At 64.5% G+C, this 17,209-nt stretch carries 12 protein-coding genes; 10 read left to right on the top strand and 2 right to left on the bottom strand.

The genetic code is table 11. The features are described from left to right. Together aceF and B3P22_RS01435 are read left to right on the top strand one after the other, a co-directional pair. On the top strand, positions 1-1,521 hold a 1,521-nt coding region (gene aceF, locus B3P22_RS01440; RefSeq protein WP_296269598.1), incomplete at its 5' end, for a dihydrolipoyllysine-residue acetyltransferase. 157 nt (positions 1,522-1,678) lie between these two features. After that, the gene (locus tag B3P22_RS01435) at positions 1,679-2,119 is read left to right on the top strand and encodes a CopD family copper resistance protein (RefSeq protein WP_296269602.1); all 441 of its coding nucleotides are present in this window, start codon (positions 1,679-1,681) and stop codon (positions 2,117-2,119) included. A gap of 20 nt (positions 2,120-2,139) precedes the next feature. Here B3P22_RS01435 and B3P22_RS01430 read toward each other — a convergent pair whose 3' ends face one another. Beyond that, positions 2,140-2,646: a hypothetical protein gene (locus B3P22_RS01430; RefSeq protein ID WP_296269601.1), complete on the bottom strand. Its 507-nt coding sequence runs from the start codon at positions 2,644-2,646 to the stop codon at positions 2,140-2,142. 164 nt (positions 2,647-2,810) lie between these two features. On the opposite strand from B3P22_RS01430, the gene B3P22_RS01425 reads away from it, so the two are divergent. The 4 genes from B3P22_RS01425 to B3P22_RS01410 all read left to right on the top strand — a co-directional run bounded on the left by B3P22_RS01425 (position 2,811) and on the right by B3P22_RS01410 (position 7,758). Beyond that, positions 2,811-5,516, top strand: a complete 2,706-nt coding sequence (locus tag B3P22_RS01425) for a putative bifunctional diguanylate cyclase/phosphodiesterase (RefSeq protein WP_296269597.1) — start codon at positions 2,811-2,813, stop codon at positions 5,514-5,516. A 50-nt stretch (positions 5,517-5,566) separates the two neighbouring features. Continuing rightward, positions 5,567-6,220, top strand: coding sequence for a peptide-methionine (S)-S-oxide reductase MsrA (msrA, locus tag B3P22_RS01420; protein ID WP_296269596.1), 654 nt, complete (start codon positions 5,567-5,569; stop codon positions 6,218-6,220). A 16-nt stretch (positions 6,221-6,236) separates the two neighbouring features. Continuing rightward, complete coding sequence (locus B3P22_RS01415) at positions 6,237-6,434, top strand: putative motility protein (protein WP_197856994.1); 198 nt, start codon at positions 6,237-6,239, stop codon at positions 6,432-6,434. Positions 6,435-6,504: 70 nt separating this feature from the next. Next, positions 6,505-7,758: an HD-GYP domain-containing protein gene (locus B3P22_RS01410; RefSeq protein ID WP_296269595.1), complete on the top strand. Its 1,254-nt coding sequence runs from the start codon at positions 6,505-6,507 to the stop codon at positions 7,756-7,758. Between the two features lie 68 nt (positions 7,759-7,826). Here B3P22_RS01410 and B3P22_RS01405 read toward each other — a convergent pair whose 3' ends face one another. After that, entirely contained in the window at positions 7,827-8,681 is an 855-nt protein-coding gene (locus B3P22_RS01405) for a 23S rRNA (adenine(2030)-N(6))-methyltransferase RlmJ (protein WP_296269594.1), read from the bottom strand. 118 nt (positions 8,682-8,799) lie between these two features. Here B3P22_RS01405 and B3P22_RS01400 point away from each other — a divergent pair, with 118 nt between their 5' ends. The 4 genes from B3P22_RS01400 to mscK all read left to right on the top strand — a co-directional run bounded on the left by B3P22_RS01400 (position 8,800) and on the right by mscK (position 17,203). Further along, positions 8,800-9,840, top strand: coding sequence for an NAD(P)H-dependent flavin oxidoreductase (locus B3P22_RS01400; RefSeq protein ID WP_296269593.1), 1,041 nt, complete (start codon positions 8,800-8,802; stop codon positions 9,838-9,840). Between the two features lie 163 nt (positions 9,841-10,003). Next, positions 10,004-11,809 carry an acyl-CoA dehydrogenase gene (locus B3P22_RS01395; protein ID WP_296269592.1) on the top strand — a complete coding sequence of 602 codons (1,806 nt, stop codon included), beginning with the start codon at positions 10,004-10,006 and terminating at the stop codon, positions 11,807-11,809. Between the two features lie 162 nt (positions 11,810-11,971). Further along, positions 11,972-13,717 (top strand): potassium/proton antiporter, encoded by a 1,746-nt coding sequence (locus B3P22_RS01390; protein WP_296269591.1) that lies wholly within the window; start codon positions 11,972-11,974, stop codon positions 13,715-13,717. Between the two features lie 132 nt (positions 13,718-13,849). After that, positions 13,850-17,203, top strand: a complete 3,354-nt coding sequence (mscK, locus tag B3P22_RS01385; protein WP_296269590.1) for a mechanosensitive channel MscK — start codon at positions 13,850-13,852, stop codon at positions 17,201-17,203. The last annotated feature ends 6 nt before the right edge of the window (positions 17,204-17,209 follow it).

The raw sequence follows: 17,209 nt of genomic DNA, 5'->3' as shown, positions 1-17,209 counted from the left end.
AAGGCCTCCATGGAAATCCCCGCGCCGGCTGCCGGCGTGGTGGAAGAAGTGCTGGTCAAGCTGGATGCCGAAGTCGGCACCGGCGACCTCATTCTCAAGCTGAAAGTCGAAGGGGCCGCCCCGGCTGCCGCTCCAGCTCAATCGGCAGCGCCGAAGGCAGAAGCCGCTCCCGCCGCTGCACCGGCTCCGGCCGCCGCGCCGACCGGCAGCAGCGTGCAGGACGTGCACGTGCCGGACATCGGCTCCAGTGCCAAGGGCAAGGTCATCGAGATCATGGTCAAGGCCGGCGACAGCATCGAAGCCGACCAGAGCCTGCTGACCCTGGAGTCCGACAAGGCCTCCATGGAAATCCCCTCGCCGGCTGCCGGCGTGGTGGAAGAAGTGCTGGTCAAACTGGATGACGAAATCGGTACCGGCGACCTGATCCTCAAGCTCAAGGTCGCTGGCGCAGCGCAGGCTGCGGCTCCGGCAGGGGCCAGCCAGGAAGTACACCGCGTACCGGAAGGTGCAGCGCCGGAAGTGGCCGCCGAAGTGCGCGCCATCGCCTCGCTGTCGGCGGCTGCCGCCGAAGTGGCCAACGCACCCAAGCGCGATGGCGCCAAGGTGCATGCCGGCCCGGCCGTGCGTCAGCTGGCTCGCGATTTCGGCGTGGAGCTGGCGGATATCGCCGGCAGCGGCCCGAAAGGTCGCATCCTCAAGGAAGACGTGCAGGCTTACGTCAAGGGCATGATGCAGAAGGCCAAGGCCGCTCCGCAGGCGACTGCTGCAGCCGCCACCGGTGGCGCCGGCATTCCGCCGGTCCCGACCGTGGACTTCAGCAAGTTCGGTGAAATCGAAGAAGTGCCGATGACCCGCCTGATGCAGGTCGGCGCCGCCAACCTGCACCGCAGCTGGCTCAACGTGCCGCACGTGACCCAGTTCGACTCGGCCGACATCACCGACCTGGAAGCCTTCCGCGTCGCGCAGAAGGCCGTGGCGGAAAAGGCCGGCGTCAAGCTGACCGTGCTGCCGCTGTTGCTCAAGGCCTGTGCCCACCTGCTCAAGGAGCTGCCGGACTTCAACAGTTCGCTGGCGCCGAGCGGCAAGGCGATCATCCGCAAGAAGTACGTGCACATCGGCTTCGCCGTCGATACGCCGGACGGCCTGCTGGTACCGGTGATCAAGAACGTCGACCAGAAGAGCCTGCTGCAACTGGCTGGCGAAGCGGCCGAGCTGGCCGACAAGGCGCGCAAGAAGAAGCTCTCGGCTGATGACATGCAGGGTGCCTGCTTCACCATCTCCAGCCTCGGCCACATTGGCGGTACCGGCTTCACGCCGATCGTCAACGCGCCGGAAGTGGCGATCCTCGGTGTCAGCAAGGCGACCATGCAGCCGGTCTGGGACGGCAAGGCCTTCCAGCCCAAGCTGATGCTGCCGCTGTCGCTGTCCTACGATCACCGCGTGATCAATGGCGCGGCTGCCGCACGCTTCACTCAGCGCCTGTCGCAGCTGCTGGCCGACATCCGCACCATCCTGCTGTAAATCGTTTCGAGCACGCCACGCTCGCATCCTCAACCCCGCCCAATCTGGGTGGGGTTTTTTTTGCCTGCCCCAAGCCACAAGGGACTTGATCCCGGTCATGGCATTTACCGCTGCAGCCGCCATGATCGAGCCATCGATATCGATCCGGCGCATCCCCATGCTCTATCTGTTTCTGAAGTTCGCCCACCTGACTGCCGCCACCTTCTTCATTGGCGGCGTATTCTTCGAAGTGATGATCCTCAGCCGTGCCACGCGCGAGCTTCCGGATGAGGCCAAGACGGGCTTCTCACGTGCACTCGGACGGCGGGCACGACAAGTCATGCACTGGGTGGTACTGGCGCTCTACGGCGCCGGCCTGGGCCTGGCATGGCATTACCGCGCGGCACTGCATGCGCCGCTGGCCAGCAGCTTCGGCATCCTGCTCAGCCTAAAAATCACCCTAGCCCTGAGCATCCTCGGGCATTTTCTGCTGGTGGTGTTCCTGATGCGCAGCGGCCGTATGACAGCGGCGCGCTCGCGACGCATTCACCTGAGCGTGCTGCTGCAGATGCTGGCCATCCTGTTCCTGGCCAAGGCCATGTTCCTGCTGCAGCTGTGATGCCGAGCCGCCCGGAGGGGTCAGCCTTTTTGCACGTTGCGAATCAGGAAGCTCAGTGCCTTGGCCAGCTCACTCGCGCCCTGGTGATCGCGCACGATGCTCAGCAGTTGGCTGCCGTCGACCGGGTTGAGCAGTGCACAGCGGATACCGCCGGTCGGACATTCGTAGCGGATGAACGGATCGATACCAAACACCGGAACACGCTGGTTGCGCACGGAGATGGCGGTGCCCTGCATGCCCCGGCTCTCCTCACGCAGGATCAGCTCGCCGGCATCGCCGACAGCGAAACGGTACAGCAGGTCCTGCCGCTGCGCCTGGCCAACCTGGTAGCCGGCGCGCAGGGCGTAGGTTTCCAGCAGTGCGTTGTTGTGCGCCAGCAGTGCCTGGCGCTCGTTGTCGGTCAGATAAAGGCGCTTGAGTTCGTCCAGATAAGCTTCCTGTTCAGCGCCCTGCAATGCACCCTTGTCAGCGGTATCGGCGAGGGCCGGTAACGTTGTGAAAAGCGCTGTGGCCACTAGCATGGCCATCAGTTTCCTTGTCAGTCTTGCTTGCATGATGCACCCTTGCCGAACGCTATAGTGAAGTAGGCCTGAGCCCTAGCCTCCGTCCACACCGCTGCGCCCTGATAGCAGTGGTTTTGTGCAGAGAACGGAAGCCTCGCCTGGTCAGCATACTGGAAGCCCAACGCCCAATGAAAAGCCATCCCGATGCCGGCACCCGCTCGGCAGCCGAGGTTGTGACGCAGTTGCCAGTGCCCTCGCGGCTCGGCATGTTGCGTTTCGAGCGCTTGAACGAGCCAAGCTGGGCCCTGCTTTTTCTCGATCCGGCCTGCGAACGCAAACTCGGCATCAGCGCCGCCGATCTTTGCGCATTGGTGGATGCGCCCTACGCCAGCCTGATGGAGCCGGAAGCACGCTATCGCCTGCACGATGCCATCCAGCAGCAACTGCTCCAGAGTGCGCATTACCTGGTGCGCTATACCCTGCATACGCCACAGGGAGCACTGAATCTGCTGGAGATCGGCGAACCCTTCAAACAGCGCAACCGCCAGTTGCTGCGCGGCTATCTGCTGATCGCCGATGGCAGCTTCGATGCCTTTTCTCCTGGCGAGCTGGACCTGCACACACAGAATCAGAACCTGCGCACGTCGCTGCAGCAGTATCAGCGTACGCAGGACAACCACCTGCAACACCTGGCCCGCTCACATACCCAGCAGCAACTGATCGTGCGCCTGTCACGCCAGCGCTACGTCTCCAGCGACCCGCGACAGGAAGCTGCCGAACTGATCACCCAGGCGGCCTGCGAGGTCTACGGCGTGGCCCGCGCGGGGATCTGGCAACTGGGCAGTCAGAGTCTCGATTCCATCTCGTTGTACCGCCGCGACCTGGACCGTCACGAGCAACTGCCGTCTATCGACGCCCGCAGCTTTCCGCATTACCTGGAGGCGCTGCACAGCGGCCGGGCAATCGACGCTCACGACGCGCAACACGATCTGCGCACTCGCGAGCTGGCTCCCGGCTACCTGGAGACGCTGGGCATCACCTCGATGCTCGATGCCAGCATTCGTATCGAAGGGGAAGTGGTGGGCATCCTCTGCCTCGAACACATCGGCCCCAAGCGCATCTGGCAGGCCGACGAGATCGCCTTCGCCGGCGAACTGGCCGATCAGTTCGCCCAGGTGCTGATCAATCAGGAAAAGCGCTCGGTCACCCATGCGCTGTACCTGTTCCAGCGCGCCGTCGAGCAGAGCGCCAGCGCCTTCCTGCTGGTCGACCGCGACGGCCGGGTAGAATACGTCAACCCCAGCTTCACCGCCATCACCCTGTACAGCAGCGACGAGGTCTGCGGCCATCGCCTATCTGAACTGCCGGCCCTGGCCAACCTCAGCGACCTGCTGTTCGATACCGACTCGAGCCTGGCCGAGCACAGCAGCTGGCAGGGCGAATTTCGCAGCCGCCGCAAGAACCAGGAGCCGTACTGGGGCCACCTGTCGATCTCCAAGGTGTATGGCGACGATGGCGAGCTGACCCATTACATCGGCATTTACGAAGACATCACCGAGGCCAAGCTGGCGCAGCAACGCATCGAGCGCCTGGCCTACACCGACAACCTGACCAACCTGGGCAACCGTCCTTCGTTCATCCGCAGCCTCGAAGAGCGCTTCGCGCGTCATACCCAGCAATCGCTGGGGCTGCTGCTGGTGGACATCGACAACTTCAAGCGCATCAACGACAGCCTCGGCCACCAGACCGGCGACAAGCTGCTCTCGGCGCTGGCCCGGCGCCTGCGCAACAGCCTCGGTGCCAAGGGCACCCTGGCGCGCTTCGCCAGCAACGAATTCGCCATCCTGCTCGATGGCTGCGATCAGGATGACGGCCTGCGCGTCGCGCAGCAGGTGCTGCAGACCCTGGACAAGCCGCTGTTCGTCGACAATCAGCTGATCAGCATCACCGGCTCGGTGGGGCTGGCCATCGCCCCGGAACACGGCGACGATCCGCAGACCCTGATGAAGCATGCCGGCCTCGCCCTGCACAAGGCCAAGGCCAACGGCAAGCACCAGGTGCAACTGTTCACCGAAGTGCTCAATGCCGAGGCCAACTACAAGCTGTTCGTCGAGAACAACCTGCGCCGCGCCCTGACCCAGAACGAGCTGGAGGTCTTCTACCAGCCCAAGCTGTGCCTCAAGAGTGGCCAACTGCTGGGCATGGAGGCGCTGCTGCGCTGGCAGCATCCGGAGAAGGGCATGATCCGCCCCGACCAGTTCATCGGCGTCGCCGAGGAAACCGGCCTGATCATCCCCATCGGCAAATGGGTAGTACGCCAGGCCTGCCGCATGAGCAAGCAGATCGCCGCCATCGGCATGGGCGAACTGCAGGTGGCGATCAACCTGTCGCCCAAGCAGTTCTCCGACCCCGACCTGGTCGGCTCCATCGCCGCCATCCTCCACGAAGAGCAGCTCGACCCGCGCCTGCTCGAGCTGGAACTGACCGAGAGCCTGCTGCTGGAAGCCACCGACGACACCCGCCATCAGCTTGGCCGCCTCAAGAGCCTGGGCCTGACCCTGGCCATGGACGACTTCGGCACCGGTTATTCCTCGCTCAGCTACCTGAAGAAATTCCCCATCGACGTGATCAAGATCGATCGCAGCTTCATCAAGGACATACCGGACAATCAGGACGATATGGAAATCACCTCCGCGGTAATCGCCATGGCGCACAACCTCAAGCTCAAGGTAGTCGCCGAAGGCATCGAAACCGGCGCCCAACTCGCCTTCTTGCGCCGCCAGCGTTGCGACGTCGGTCAGGGCTACCTGTTCGACAAACCGATACCTGGCCGCGAGCTGATCGACAGCCTGCGCCGTTACCCCTGCCGGCCTCAGGCCGACCAACGGACGTAATACGCAGCACTGCGCGTAGTCCACATCTCAATCTCATTCAGGAGACCGCCATGGTTCTGCGCTCCCAGATTCTCGTCAACAAAAACGCCCTGCCGACCGCTGAACAGGCCCTGCCCGGTCGTGCCGAGCCGCTGCCGGTGGCCGACAACCACTATGTCAACGGCAATCCGATCAAGCCGCCCTTCCCTGCCGGCCTGCAACAGGCGGTGTTCGGTCTGGGCTGCTTCTGGGGTGCCGAGCGCCGCTTCTGGCAGCAGCCGGGGGTGTTCAGCACGGCGGTTGGCTATGCCGGCGGCTTCACCCCCAACCCCACTTACGAGGAAGTTTGCTCCGGCCTGACCGGCCACACGGAAGTCGTGCTGGTGGTGTTCGACCCGCAGCAGACCAGTTTCGATGCGCTGCTCAAGGTGTTCTGGGAAGTGCACAACCCGACCCAGGGCATGCGCCAGGGCAATGACCAGGGCACCCAGTATCGTTCGGCGATCTACTGCCAGGACGACGCTCAATTGCACGCGGCAAAAGACAGCCAGGCACGCTTCCAGGCCGAACTGGACAAGGCTGGCCTGGGCAGCATCACCACCGAAATCATCGGGGCGCCGACCTTCTACTACGCCGAGACCTATCACCAGCAATACCTGGCGAAGAACCCCAATGGCTATTGCGGTCTGGGCGGAACAGGCGTATGTCTACCGCCTGAATCTTGAGTACGGGTAAACGGCCGTGGAGCTGAGCAGCATTTCCAGCCAGGTATCGAGTCAGGCATCGGCGCAGATCGCGGCGCAGATGTCGCTCCTGCTGCTGCGCAAGACGCTGGAGCTGCAGGCGGCCAATATCAGCGGGCTGGTACAGTCCGCTGCACCGGTCAGCGCCCCGAGCAACCCGCCGCATCTGGGCAACAGCATCGACGTGATGGCCTGAAGAACTTCTGCCCTCAGGTCTTGAGCCGGACTAAACTGCGGGCAATTAGCTATCAATCGACGAGCCCGGCATGCCCGCCATTCTGCCCACCATCACTCCCGATCAGCTTTGCGTCGGCCTCTACGTCCATCTGGACCTGAGCTGGTGGGAGCATGATTTCGCCTTCAGCAACTTCAAGATCAAGGACGAGGCGCAGATTCGCGCCCTGCGCGCGCTGAAGCTCAAACAGCTGCGCTACGACCCGGCACGCAGCGACTGCCCGCCCCTTGAACTCGCCGAAGACATACCGACGCCCGCCCCCATCGAACCGCCTGTCGACCCGCAAGCTCAGGAGCGCCAGGAGCGCGCGCAGAAACTGCGCCACCTGCGCAGCCGCCTGGCCGACGTGGACCGCCGCTTCATCGAAGCCAGCCAACGCATCAAGGCACTCAACCAGACCCTGCGCAGCCGACCAGAAGATGCCATGCAGCAGGCTGGCGCCATCGTCGGCGAGATGGTCGAGACACTGCTCGGCGCCTCCGGCGTGGTACTGCACAGCATCACCGGCAAGGCCGCCGAGGACAGCTACTTCCACGCCCTCAACGTCACCGCGCTGTCCCTGCTGCTCGGGCGCCAGCTCAGCCTCGACAGCGAGGCCTGCCATAGCCTCGGGCTTGGGGCGCTGCTGCACGATATCGGCAAGCTGGAAGTGCCGAGCAAGGTGCTGCTCAAACCCGAGCCACTGACGCGGCCGGAACAGCAGCTGCTGCAGATGCACACCGACTTCGGCCTGCGCATGGGGCAAAAGCTGATGCTCGATGACGAGGTGCTGCGCATCATCCACGAGCACCACGAGCATTGCGACGGCAGCGGCTACCCGCGTGGCCTGCGCGAGGCCGCCATCGGCCGTCTGAGCCGCCTTGTGGCCATCACCAACCATTTCGACGGCCTGTGCAACCCACTGGACCCGCGCCAGGCACTGAGCCCGCACGAGGCCCTGGCGCTGATGTTCAAGCAGCAGCGCGAGCGCTTCGACGAAGTGGCATTGAAGGCCTTCATCCGCGTCATGGGCATCTACCCACCCGGCAGTCTGGTGCAGCTGGACGATGAGCGCTATGCGCTGGTGCTGGGGATGAACCCGACTCACGCGCTGAAGCCGACGCTGATTCTCTACGACGCCGATACACCCAAGCAGGAGGCGCTGATCCTCGATCTCGCGCAGGAGCCGAAGCTGGCCATCGCCCGCAGCTTGCGCCCTTCGCAGCTACCGCTGGAGGTGCTGGAATACCTCAGCCCGCGGCGCAACCTGAGCTACCACATCGAGCCCAATCACAAGCCGGGTTGAACCGTTGTAGCCCGGATGCAATCCGGGGATCAGGGGCCACGGCTCCCGGATTCACCCGCGCTAGGCTCTTATGGCTTGCCGCTTGCGGCTTCGTCTATCAGCCAGTCCAGGCGCCAGTCACCCAGGTTCTGACCCAGCGTATCGGCCAGCCACGGCAGCAATTGCCTGAGTTCGTCCTCCAGCCCCCATGGCGGGTTGCTGATCACCAGGCCGGAACCGCTCAGGCGTGTCGCGTCGTCGGGGGCATGCACATAAAGCTCGGCGCGCAACAGCTTGGGCGCAGCGCTCTTTTGCAGATCGCGGTAGAAGCGCGCCAGCTGACGCTCATCCTTGATCGGATACCAGATCGCCACGATGGCCTGACGCATGCGGCCGTGCGCTTCGTTCAGCGCTTCGACGCAGCGCTGCAACTCGTCCGCCTTCTCGAACGGCGGATCGATCAGCAGCAGCACGCGCTTCTCGCGAGTCGGCATCAAGGCTCGCGGCACATGCCAGCCCTCGCCCAGGTGCACGGCCACACGGCGATCACCGCGCATGTTGTCTTTGAGCAGTCGGCCGTCCTCGGGATGTTTCTCGTTGAGTTGCAGGCGATCCTGCTCGCGGCTGAGCAGCCGCGCCAGCTCCGGTGAGCCTGGGTAGTAGCGCAGCTCGCCGTCCGGGTTCATCGCCCGTACCACCTCCAGGTAAGCCTCCACCGCGTCCGGCAGCTGCGTGGCCTGCCACAGGCGGCCAATGCCCTCCAGGTACTCGCCGGTACGGCTGGCCTGATCGCCCAGCAGATCGTAGAGGCCGAGGCCGGCGTGGCTATCGAGGTAGGCGAACGGCGCCTCCTTCTTCGACAGCAGGGCGAGCAGTCGGGTCAGCACCAGGTGTTTGAGCACATCGGCGTGGTTGCCGGCATGGAAGGCGTGGCGGTAGTTCATGCGCGAATCCTCGAATCAGGCGCGCAGTTTAACAGGCCGAAGCCATGCATTGCGGCTTGCTCGACGGTGCCCGCAAGGCCTAGGCTGCCTGCTCCTCAATGGACAGCGAGAACCCGCCATGTCTTTGCAACGCTTGCTCGGCAGCGAACTCCCCCTGATCCAGGCACCGATGGCCGGCTCGCAGGATCACCGCCTGGCTGCCGCCGTATGTGAGGCCGGCGGCCTTGGCTCGATTCCCTGCGCGATGCTCGCCCCGGCAGCCTTGCGCCAGGAACTGGTGGCCATGCGTGGCCTGACCGGGCGCCCGTTCAACCTCAACTTCTTCAGCCACGTGCCGCCTGCGCCGGATATGACGCGCGACGCCGCCTGGCGTGAAGCCCTGGCGCCCTACTATGCCGAGCTAAGCGCGGACCCGGCGAGCATCGCCAGCGGGCCGGGGCGCCTGCCGTTCAACGACGAAGCGGCCGAACTGGTAGAGGAATTCCGCCCGGCGGTAGTCAGCTTCCACTTCGGCCTGCCGGATGAGGCGCTTTTGCAACGCGTACGGCGCAGCGGAGCAAAGATCCTCTCCAGCGCCACCATGCTGGACGAGGCGCTGTGGCTACAGGAACGCGGCGTCGATGCGGTGATCGCCCAGGGCCTGGAAGCCGGCGGTCATCGCGGGCATTTTCTCGAGCACGATCTGAGTCGCCAACTCGGCACCTTCGCGCTGCTGCCGCAGCTGGTCGATGCCCTCTCGGTGCCGGTAATCGCCGCTGGTGGTATCAGCGACGCGCGCGGTGTTGCAGCGGCCATGGCGCTGGGCGCCGACGGCGTGCAGGTCGGCAGCGCCTATCTGCTGTGCCCGGAGGCCAACACCAGCGCCCTGCATCGTGCAGCCCTGCAGAGCCCGGCGGCGCGCCATACGGCGCTGACCAACCTGTTCAGCGGGCGGCCGGCACGCGGCATCGTCAACCGCCTGATGCGCGAACAGGGGCCGCTCAGCACCCACGCACCGGAATTCCCGTTGGCCACTGCAGCTATCGCACCGCTGCGCGCAGCGGCCGAGGCACAGGGCAGCGGCGATTTCTCGCCGCTGTGGGCCGGGCAGAACGTCGCCAGTTGTCGGCCGATGCCGGCGACGGAACTGACTCTTGAGCTGGCACGCGGCTTCGCCTGACAGCCTGGTATGACCTCGTAGGGCGGGTGCAACCCGCCATAACCGAGACGGCGGGTGCACGCGCCCTACAGACACCAACCTGCGACTATCACGGCGAATGATGATACTGGGCAGTTGGGCGACTGGCTGCCTAGACTCGGTCGATCATCTGGAGGCCCGTTCCATGTCCGAGACCCTGCTCAGCTCCCGCAACCTGGCGTTCGAACTCTATGAAGTACTCGACGCCGAAGCCCTGACCCAGCGCCCGCGCTTCGCCGATCACAACCGCGAGACCTTCGACGCGGCGATCGACACCGCACGCGGCATCGCCGAGGAGCTGTTCGCCCCGCACAACCGCAAGAACGACGAGCACGAGCCGCAGTACGTCAACGGCGGCGCGGTGCTGATCCCCGAGGTCGAGCCGGCCCTGCGCGCCTTCCACGAGGCGGGCTTTCTCAATGCCACCCGCGACTTCGAGCACGGCGGCATGCAACTGCCCAACCTGCTGTCGCAGGCCTGCTTCGCCCACTTCCAGTCGGCCAACATCGCCACCAGCTCCTACTCGATGCTGACCATGGGCGTGGCCAACCTGATCGAGGCCTTCGGCAGCGAGGAGCAGAAGTCCCGCTACCTGCAGCCGATCATCGACGGCCGCTTCTTCGGCACCATGGCGCTGACCGAACCGCACGCCGGCTCGTCGCTGTCGGACCTGCGCACCCGTGCCGAACCGCATGCCGACGGCAGTTACCGGATCAAGGGCAACAAGATCTTCATCTCCGGCGGCGACCAGCCGATCTCCGAGAACATCGTGCACATGGTCCTGGCCAGGCTGCCGGACGCGCCGCCCGGGGTGAAGGGCATCAGCCTGTTCCTGGTGCCCAAGTTCCACGTCAATGACGACGGCAGCCTGGGCGCACGCAACGACGTCACACTGGCCGGGCTGTTCCACAAGATGGGTTGGCGCGGTACCACGTCCACGGCGCTGAACTTCGGTGATAACGGCGAATGTGTGGGCTATCTGGTGGGCAAGCCGCATGCGGGTCTGTCCTACATGTTCCAGATGATGAACGAGGCGCGTATCGGCGTCGGCATGGGCGCGATCATGCTCGGCTACGCCGGCTACCTGTATTCGCTGGACTACGCGCGTAACCGTCCGCAGGGTCGCCAGCCGGATGGCAAGGACCCGAGCAGCCCGCAGATTTCCATCGTCGAGCACGCCGACGTACGGCGCATGCTGCTGACGCAGAAAGCCTACGTCGAAGGCGCCTTCGACCTTGGCCTGTACGCGGCGCGACTGTTCGACGACACCCATACGCTGGAAACCGCCGAAGATCGCACCCGCGCCTTGGAGCTGCTCGACCTGCTCACACCCATCGTCAAATCCTGGCCTTCGGAGTTCTGTCTCAAAGCCAACGAGCTGGCTATCCAGATTCTCGGCGGCCACGGTTATACCCGCGAGTATCCGGTGGAGCAGTACTACCGCGACAACCGCCTCAATCCAATTCACGAGGGCACCCACGGCATTCAGTCGCTCGACCTGCTCGGGCGCAAGGTCTCGCAGAACGGTGGCGCCGCGCTCAAGCAGCTACTCAAGCTGATCAACGACTGCTGCCAGCGCGCCAGCGAGCACGAGTCGCTCACCGCCCTGCGTCAACCACTCGAACAATTGCTGGCCCGCCTGCAGACGGTCACCCTGGCGCTGCTCGGCGATCTGATGAGCGGCAAAGTCAACCAAGGCCTGGCCAACTCGGCGCTGTACCTGAAAGTGTTCGGCCACACGGTGATCGGCTGGCGCTGGCTGGAGCAGGCGATTCGCGCCGAACGGGGCCTGACGAACACGGATAACGCCGACGAGCAGGCCTTCTATCGCGGCAAGCTGCAAGCGGCGCGCTACTTCCTGACCTGGGAAGTACCGGCCTGCCACCATGATCTGGCGATTCTCGAAGCGCGCGACGACACCTGCCTGGGCATGCAAGACGCCTGGTTCTGAAGTTCGACCAAACGCCCCGGGGCGGCCCCATGCGGGACGCTTCGGGGCATTTTAGAAAAATGTAATAACCTTTTTGACAGCGGTACGAAGGCTACGGTTAGAATCCCTGGCACGCGCCATGCATAGCGGCGCCCCGATTTCCCCAGCCAGGAGTACGCGCAGTTGGATGCCAGCGCCATCAACAATCTGTTCTTGATCGGCGCATTGCTGGTAGCGGCCAGCATTCTGGTCAGCGCGTTCGGTACGCGCTTTGGCATCCCCATCCTGGTGATCTTCCTCGGCGTCGGCATGCTGGCCGGCACTGACGGACCCGGCGGCATCGTTTTCAACAACTACCCTCTGGCCTATCTGGTCGGCAACCTGGCGCTGGCGGTGATCCTGCTCGACGGCGGCATGCGCACGCGGGTCTCCAGTTTCCGCGTGGCCTTGTGGCCATCCTTGTCACTGGCCACGGTGGGCGTGGTGATAACGGCCGGCCTGACCGGTCTGGCCGCCGCCTGGCTGTTCAACCTGACCCTGCTCGAAGGCCTGCTGATCGGCGCCATCGTCGGCTCCACCGATGCCGCGGCGGTGTTTTCTCTGCTTGGCGGCCGCGGCCTCAACGAACGGGTCAGCTCCACGCTGGAAATCGAGTCGGGTAGCAACGACCCGATGGCGGTGTTCCTCACCGTGACCCTGATCGCCATGCTCGCCAGTGGTCAGACCGGCTTCAGCTGGGATCTGCCGATCCAGCTGGTGCAGCAGTTCGGTCTCGGTGCCCTGATGGGTCTGGGTGGCGGCTGGCTGCTGCTCAAACTGATCAACCGCATGGAGCTGGCCACCGGCCTGTATCCGCTGCTGGTGGTCAGCGGCGGCCTGATCATCTTCGCCATCACCACCGCCGTCGGTGGCAGTGGCATCCTCGCCATCTACCTGTGCGGCCTGCTGCTGGGTAACCGGCCGATCCGCTCGCGCCACGGCATCCTGCACATGCTCGACGGCCTCACCTGGCTGGCGCAGATCGGCATGTTCCTGGTCCTCGGCCTGCTGATCACGCCGCACGAACTGCTGCCGATCGCCCTACCGGCGCTGGCGCTGGCGCTGTGGATGATCCTCGTCGCGCGGCCGCTGTCGATCGCTCTCGGCCTGCTGCCGTTTCGCGCCTTCCACGACCGTGAGCGAATCTTCATCGCCTGGGTAGGCCTGCGTGGCGCCGTGCCGATCATTCTCGCGGTGTTCCCGCTGATGGCCGGCCTGCCCAATGCGCAGCTGTTCTTCAACGTGGCCTTCTTCATCGTGATCATCTCCCTGCTGCTGCAGGGCACCAGCCTGCCGCTGGCCGCCAAGCTGATGCGTGTGACCGTGCCGCCGGAGCCGGCGCCGGTGTCGCGCGCCGGCCTGGAAGTGCACCCGACCAGCCAGTGGGAGCTGTTCGTCTATCGACTGGGCGCAGAGAAATGGTGCATCGGCGCCGCCCTGCGCGAGTTGAACATGCCGGATGGCACCCGTATCGCCGCGCTGTTCCGTGGTCGCGAGCTGCTCCACCCTTCGGGCAGTACACGCCTGCAAGCCGGCGACCTGCTCTGCGTGATCGGCCACGAACACGACCTGCCGGCACTCGGCAAACTGTTCAGCCAGGCGCCCAAACGCGGCCAGGACCTGCGCTTCTTCGGTGATTTCGTGCTGGAAGGCGACGCCGAACTGAGCGCTGTTGCGGCGCTCTACGGCCTGAAGCTCGACGACCTGGAAGGCAATCAGCCGCTGGGCCGCTTCATCGCCCATGAAATCGGTGGCGAGCCGGTCGTCGGCGACCAGGTGGAGTGGCAGGGACTGACCTGGACGGTGGCGGCCATGGAAGGGAACAAGGTGCGCAAAGTCGGCGTCAGATTCCCCGAGGGCACACGTCCGGGCCCTGGGCTGCACTTCTAGCAGGCGGTTAATACGCCTGGCAGGGACTCTGCTAGCATCAGCACCAGCATCATGCGCGGGCCATCAGGCCCGCGCCTTCGTTGTGCCGCGGGCATTTCAATCGCAACCGTCCACTCAGTAGATCAATCGACCATGCATCTGTCGCGCTTTTCCCTAGCTGCCGTTCTGTTCGCCTTGTGTCTCGGCATCCCACAGGTGTTCGCCGCCGCGGAGCCGCCGACGGCCGAAAACGTACAGCAGAGCCTGGACGGCCTGGCTGACCGCAAGCTGCCGGAGGCCGAACAACTGGCGCTCAAGCAGACCCTCGAGCAGACGCTGCGCATGCTGCAGGACCGGCAGAGTGCCGAGCAACGCCTCAACGACCTGCGCACGCAGCTGGACGATGCGCCGCGTCTGATCAGCGAAGCCCAGCGCGAACTGGACAAGCTCAAGGCCAGCGCCGAACAACAGGTCGCCACACGCCATGCGCGCACCCCACTCGCTCAGCTCGAACAACTGCTCAGCGAACGCTCCAGCCAGATCAGCGAATGGAACAAGGCGATCATCGAGGCCACCAGCCTGGTGATCACCGCGCAGACCCGTCCGGAACGCGCGCAGGCGGAGATCAGCCAGAATCAGGCGCGCAGCCAGCTGATCAACGACGCGCTCAAGAGCGGCCGCTACGAGGGCAAGGCGCTGACCCAGGAGCGGCGCAATCAGCTGAACGCCGAGCTCTCGCTGCTCGCTGCACAAACCCAGCTGCGCCGTCAGGAACTGGCCGGCAACAGCCTGCTGCAGGATCTCGGCAGTGCCCAGCGTGCGTTGCTCGAGGAGCGCATCAACCGCGCCGAGCAGGAGCGTCAGGCCCTGCAGAGCCTGATCAACGAAAGACGCCGCGCGGAATCGGAACAAACCGTCGCCGAGCAATCGCTCGAGGCCGAACGCGCCAGCTCCGACAAGCTGCTGGCCAGGGAGAGCTCGTTAAATCTCAAGCTTTCCGACTACCTGCTACGCGCGACCGAGCGCCTCAACGGCCTGACCGAGCAGAACCTGCAAACCCGCCAGCAACTGGATAACCTCAACCAGGCCAACCAGGCGCTGGACGAGCAGATCCGGGTGCTGCAAGGCAGCCTGCTGCTGTCGAGGATTCTCTACCAGCAGAAGCAGGCGCTGCCGAAGCTGGCACTCGAAGACGGCTCGCTGGCCAACGAGATCGCCGACATTCGCCTCTATCAGTTCGAGCTGAACAAGCAGCGCGAGGAGATCAGCGATCCCGCCCGCTATCTGCAGAACCTGCTCAGCGACCAGCCGAGCGAAGAAGTCACCCCGGAGCTGCGCAACGCACTGCGCGAGCAACTCACTACCCGGCGTGAATTGCTCGACCGCCTGAACCGCTCGCTGAACGCGCTGCTCAACGAATCGATCACTCTGCAGCTCAACCAGAAGGAGCTGGAAAGCACCGCCAGCAGCCTGCGCGCCACCATCGACGAGCAGATGTTCTGGATTCCCAGCAACAAGCCGCTCGACCTCGAATGGCTGAAGACGGCGCCGCGTCATTTCCAGCAGCAACTGGCCGACATGCCCTGGGGCATGGCCATCAGCGAACTGGGCGCAGGCCTGATCGAGCGGCCACTGGTGTTTCTGCCGCTGATTCTGCTCTGCGCGCTGATCCTCTGGCGTCGCCAGTACCTGCTCGACAAGCTCGGCGCGCTGCATGGCGACATCGGCCATTACAAGCACGACAGCCAGCTGCACACGCCGATGGCACTGGGGCTTAACGTGGTCCTGGCGTTGCCGGTCACGCTGTTCCTGGCATTGTGCGGCTACGCCCTGCTGCACGATGCGCGCGGGCAGAACCTGTACCTGGGCGCCGCACTCTACGAGATGGCGGAGGCCTGGCTGGTGTTCTATACCCTGCACCGCATCCTGTCACCCGATGGGGTGGCCATCCTACACTTCCACTGGCCACCGGCCAACGTGGCCTTCTTCCGCCAGCATCTGCGACGCCTGGGCCTGGTGGTCATGGCTCTGGTAGCCGTGGTGAGCATCGCCGAGCACCAGCCGGCGAGCCTGGCCAACGACGTGATCGGTATCGCCGTGGTGCTGAGCTGCTATGCCCTGATGGCCTGGCTGCTGTTCCACCTGCTGTTCAGCGCACCGCTGCGCGAGAACACCTCGGCCCTGCGTACCACCGTCGGCGTGCTGTTCAACCTGCTGCCGCTGGCTCTGATCGGCGCGGTCGCCTTCGGCTACTACTACACCGCGCTCAAGCTCACCGACCGGCTGATCGACACCCTTTACCTGCTGATCATTCTGCTGCTCGTCGAGGCCACCCTCGTGCGCGGCCTGAGCGTGGCGGCACGGCGCCTGGCCTACCAGCGCGCCCTGGCCAAGCGTCAGGCGCAGAGCAAGGAAAGCCTGGATGGCGAATCACCAGTGGAAGAGCCCACGCTGGACATCGAGCAGGTCAACCAGCAGTCCCTGCGCCTGATTCGTCTGGCCCTGCTCGGCGGCTTCCTGGTCTGCCTGTACGCGGTCTGGGCCGATCTGATTGGTGTGTTCACCTACCTCGACACCGTCAACCTCTACGAATACAGCAGCGGCACCGGCGACAACACGACGCTGGTGCCCATCAGCCTGATGGACGTGATCGGCGCGCTGATCATCGTCGCCATCACCGTGGCGCTGGCGCGCAACCTGCCCGGCCTGCTCGAGGTCCTGGTGCTGTCGCGCATGCGCCTGGCGCAGGGCAGTGCCTACGCCACTACCACCTTGCTGTCCTATGCGCTGGTGACCATCGGCATCGTCACCACGCTGTCGACGCTGGGCGTCAGCTGGGACAAGTTGCAGTGGCTGGTGGCGGCGCTGTCGGTCGGCCTCGGTTTCGGCCTGCAGGAAATCTTCGCCAACTTCATCTCCGGCCTGATCATCCTGTTCGAGCGCCCGGTGCGCATCGGCGACGTGGTGACCATCGGTAACCTGTCCGGCACGGTGAGCAAGATCCGTATCCGCGCCACCACCATCACCGATTTCGATCACAAGGAAATCATCGTTCCGAACAAGACCTTCATCACCGGCCAGTTGATCAACTGGTCGCTGACCGATACGGTCACTCGCGTCACCCTCAAGGTCGGCGTCGGCTATGGTTCGGACCTCGATCTGGTACGCAAGCTGCTGCTGCAGGCGGCGCAGGAAAACTCACGCGTGCTGAAGGAGCCGGCACCGCTGGTGTATTTCCTCAACTTCGGCGAAAGCACGCTCGACCACGAGTTGCGCATCCACGTACGCGACCTCGGCGACCGCAACCCGGCCACCGACGAGATCAATCGTTTCATCGACCGCGAATTCCCGAAGAACGGCATCAACATCGCCTTCCGCCAGGTCGAGGTGTACGTGAAAAACCTGGAACATGGCGAGCAGAAGCTGGATCAGAAGAGTCTGGCCAAAGCTGCAGCAGCCGGTGCCGCCAGCGTGCAGCAACCACCCCAACCGCCCGCAGCGTCCTGAGCAGGT

It is taken from the genome of Pseudomonas sp. UBA6323 (genome assembly GCF_002439135.1).
GTDB lineage: Bacteria > Pseudomonadota > Gammaproteobacteria > Pseudomonadales > Pseudomonadaceae > Aquipseudomonas.
This window is presented reverse-complemented; position numbering and strand designations above follow the sequence as displayed.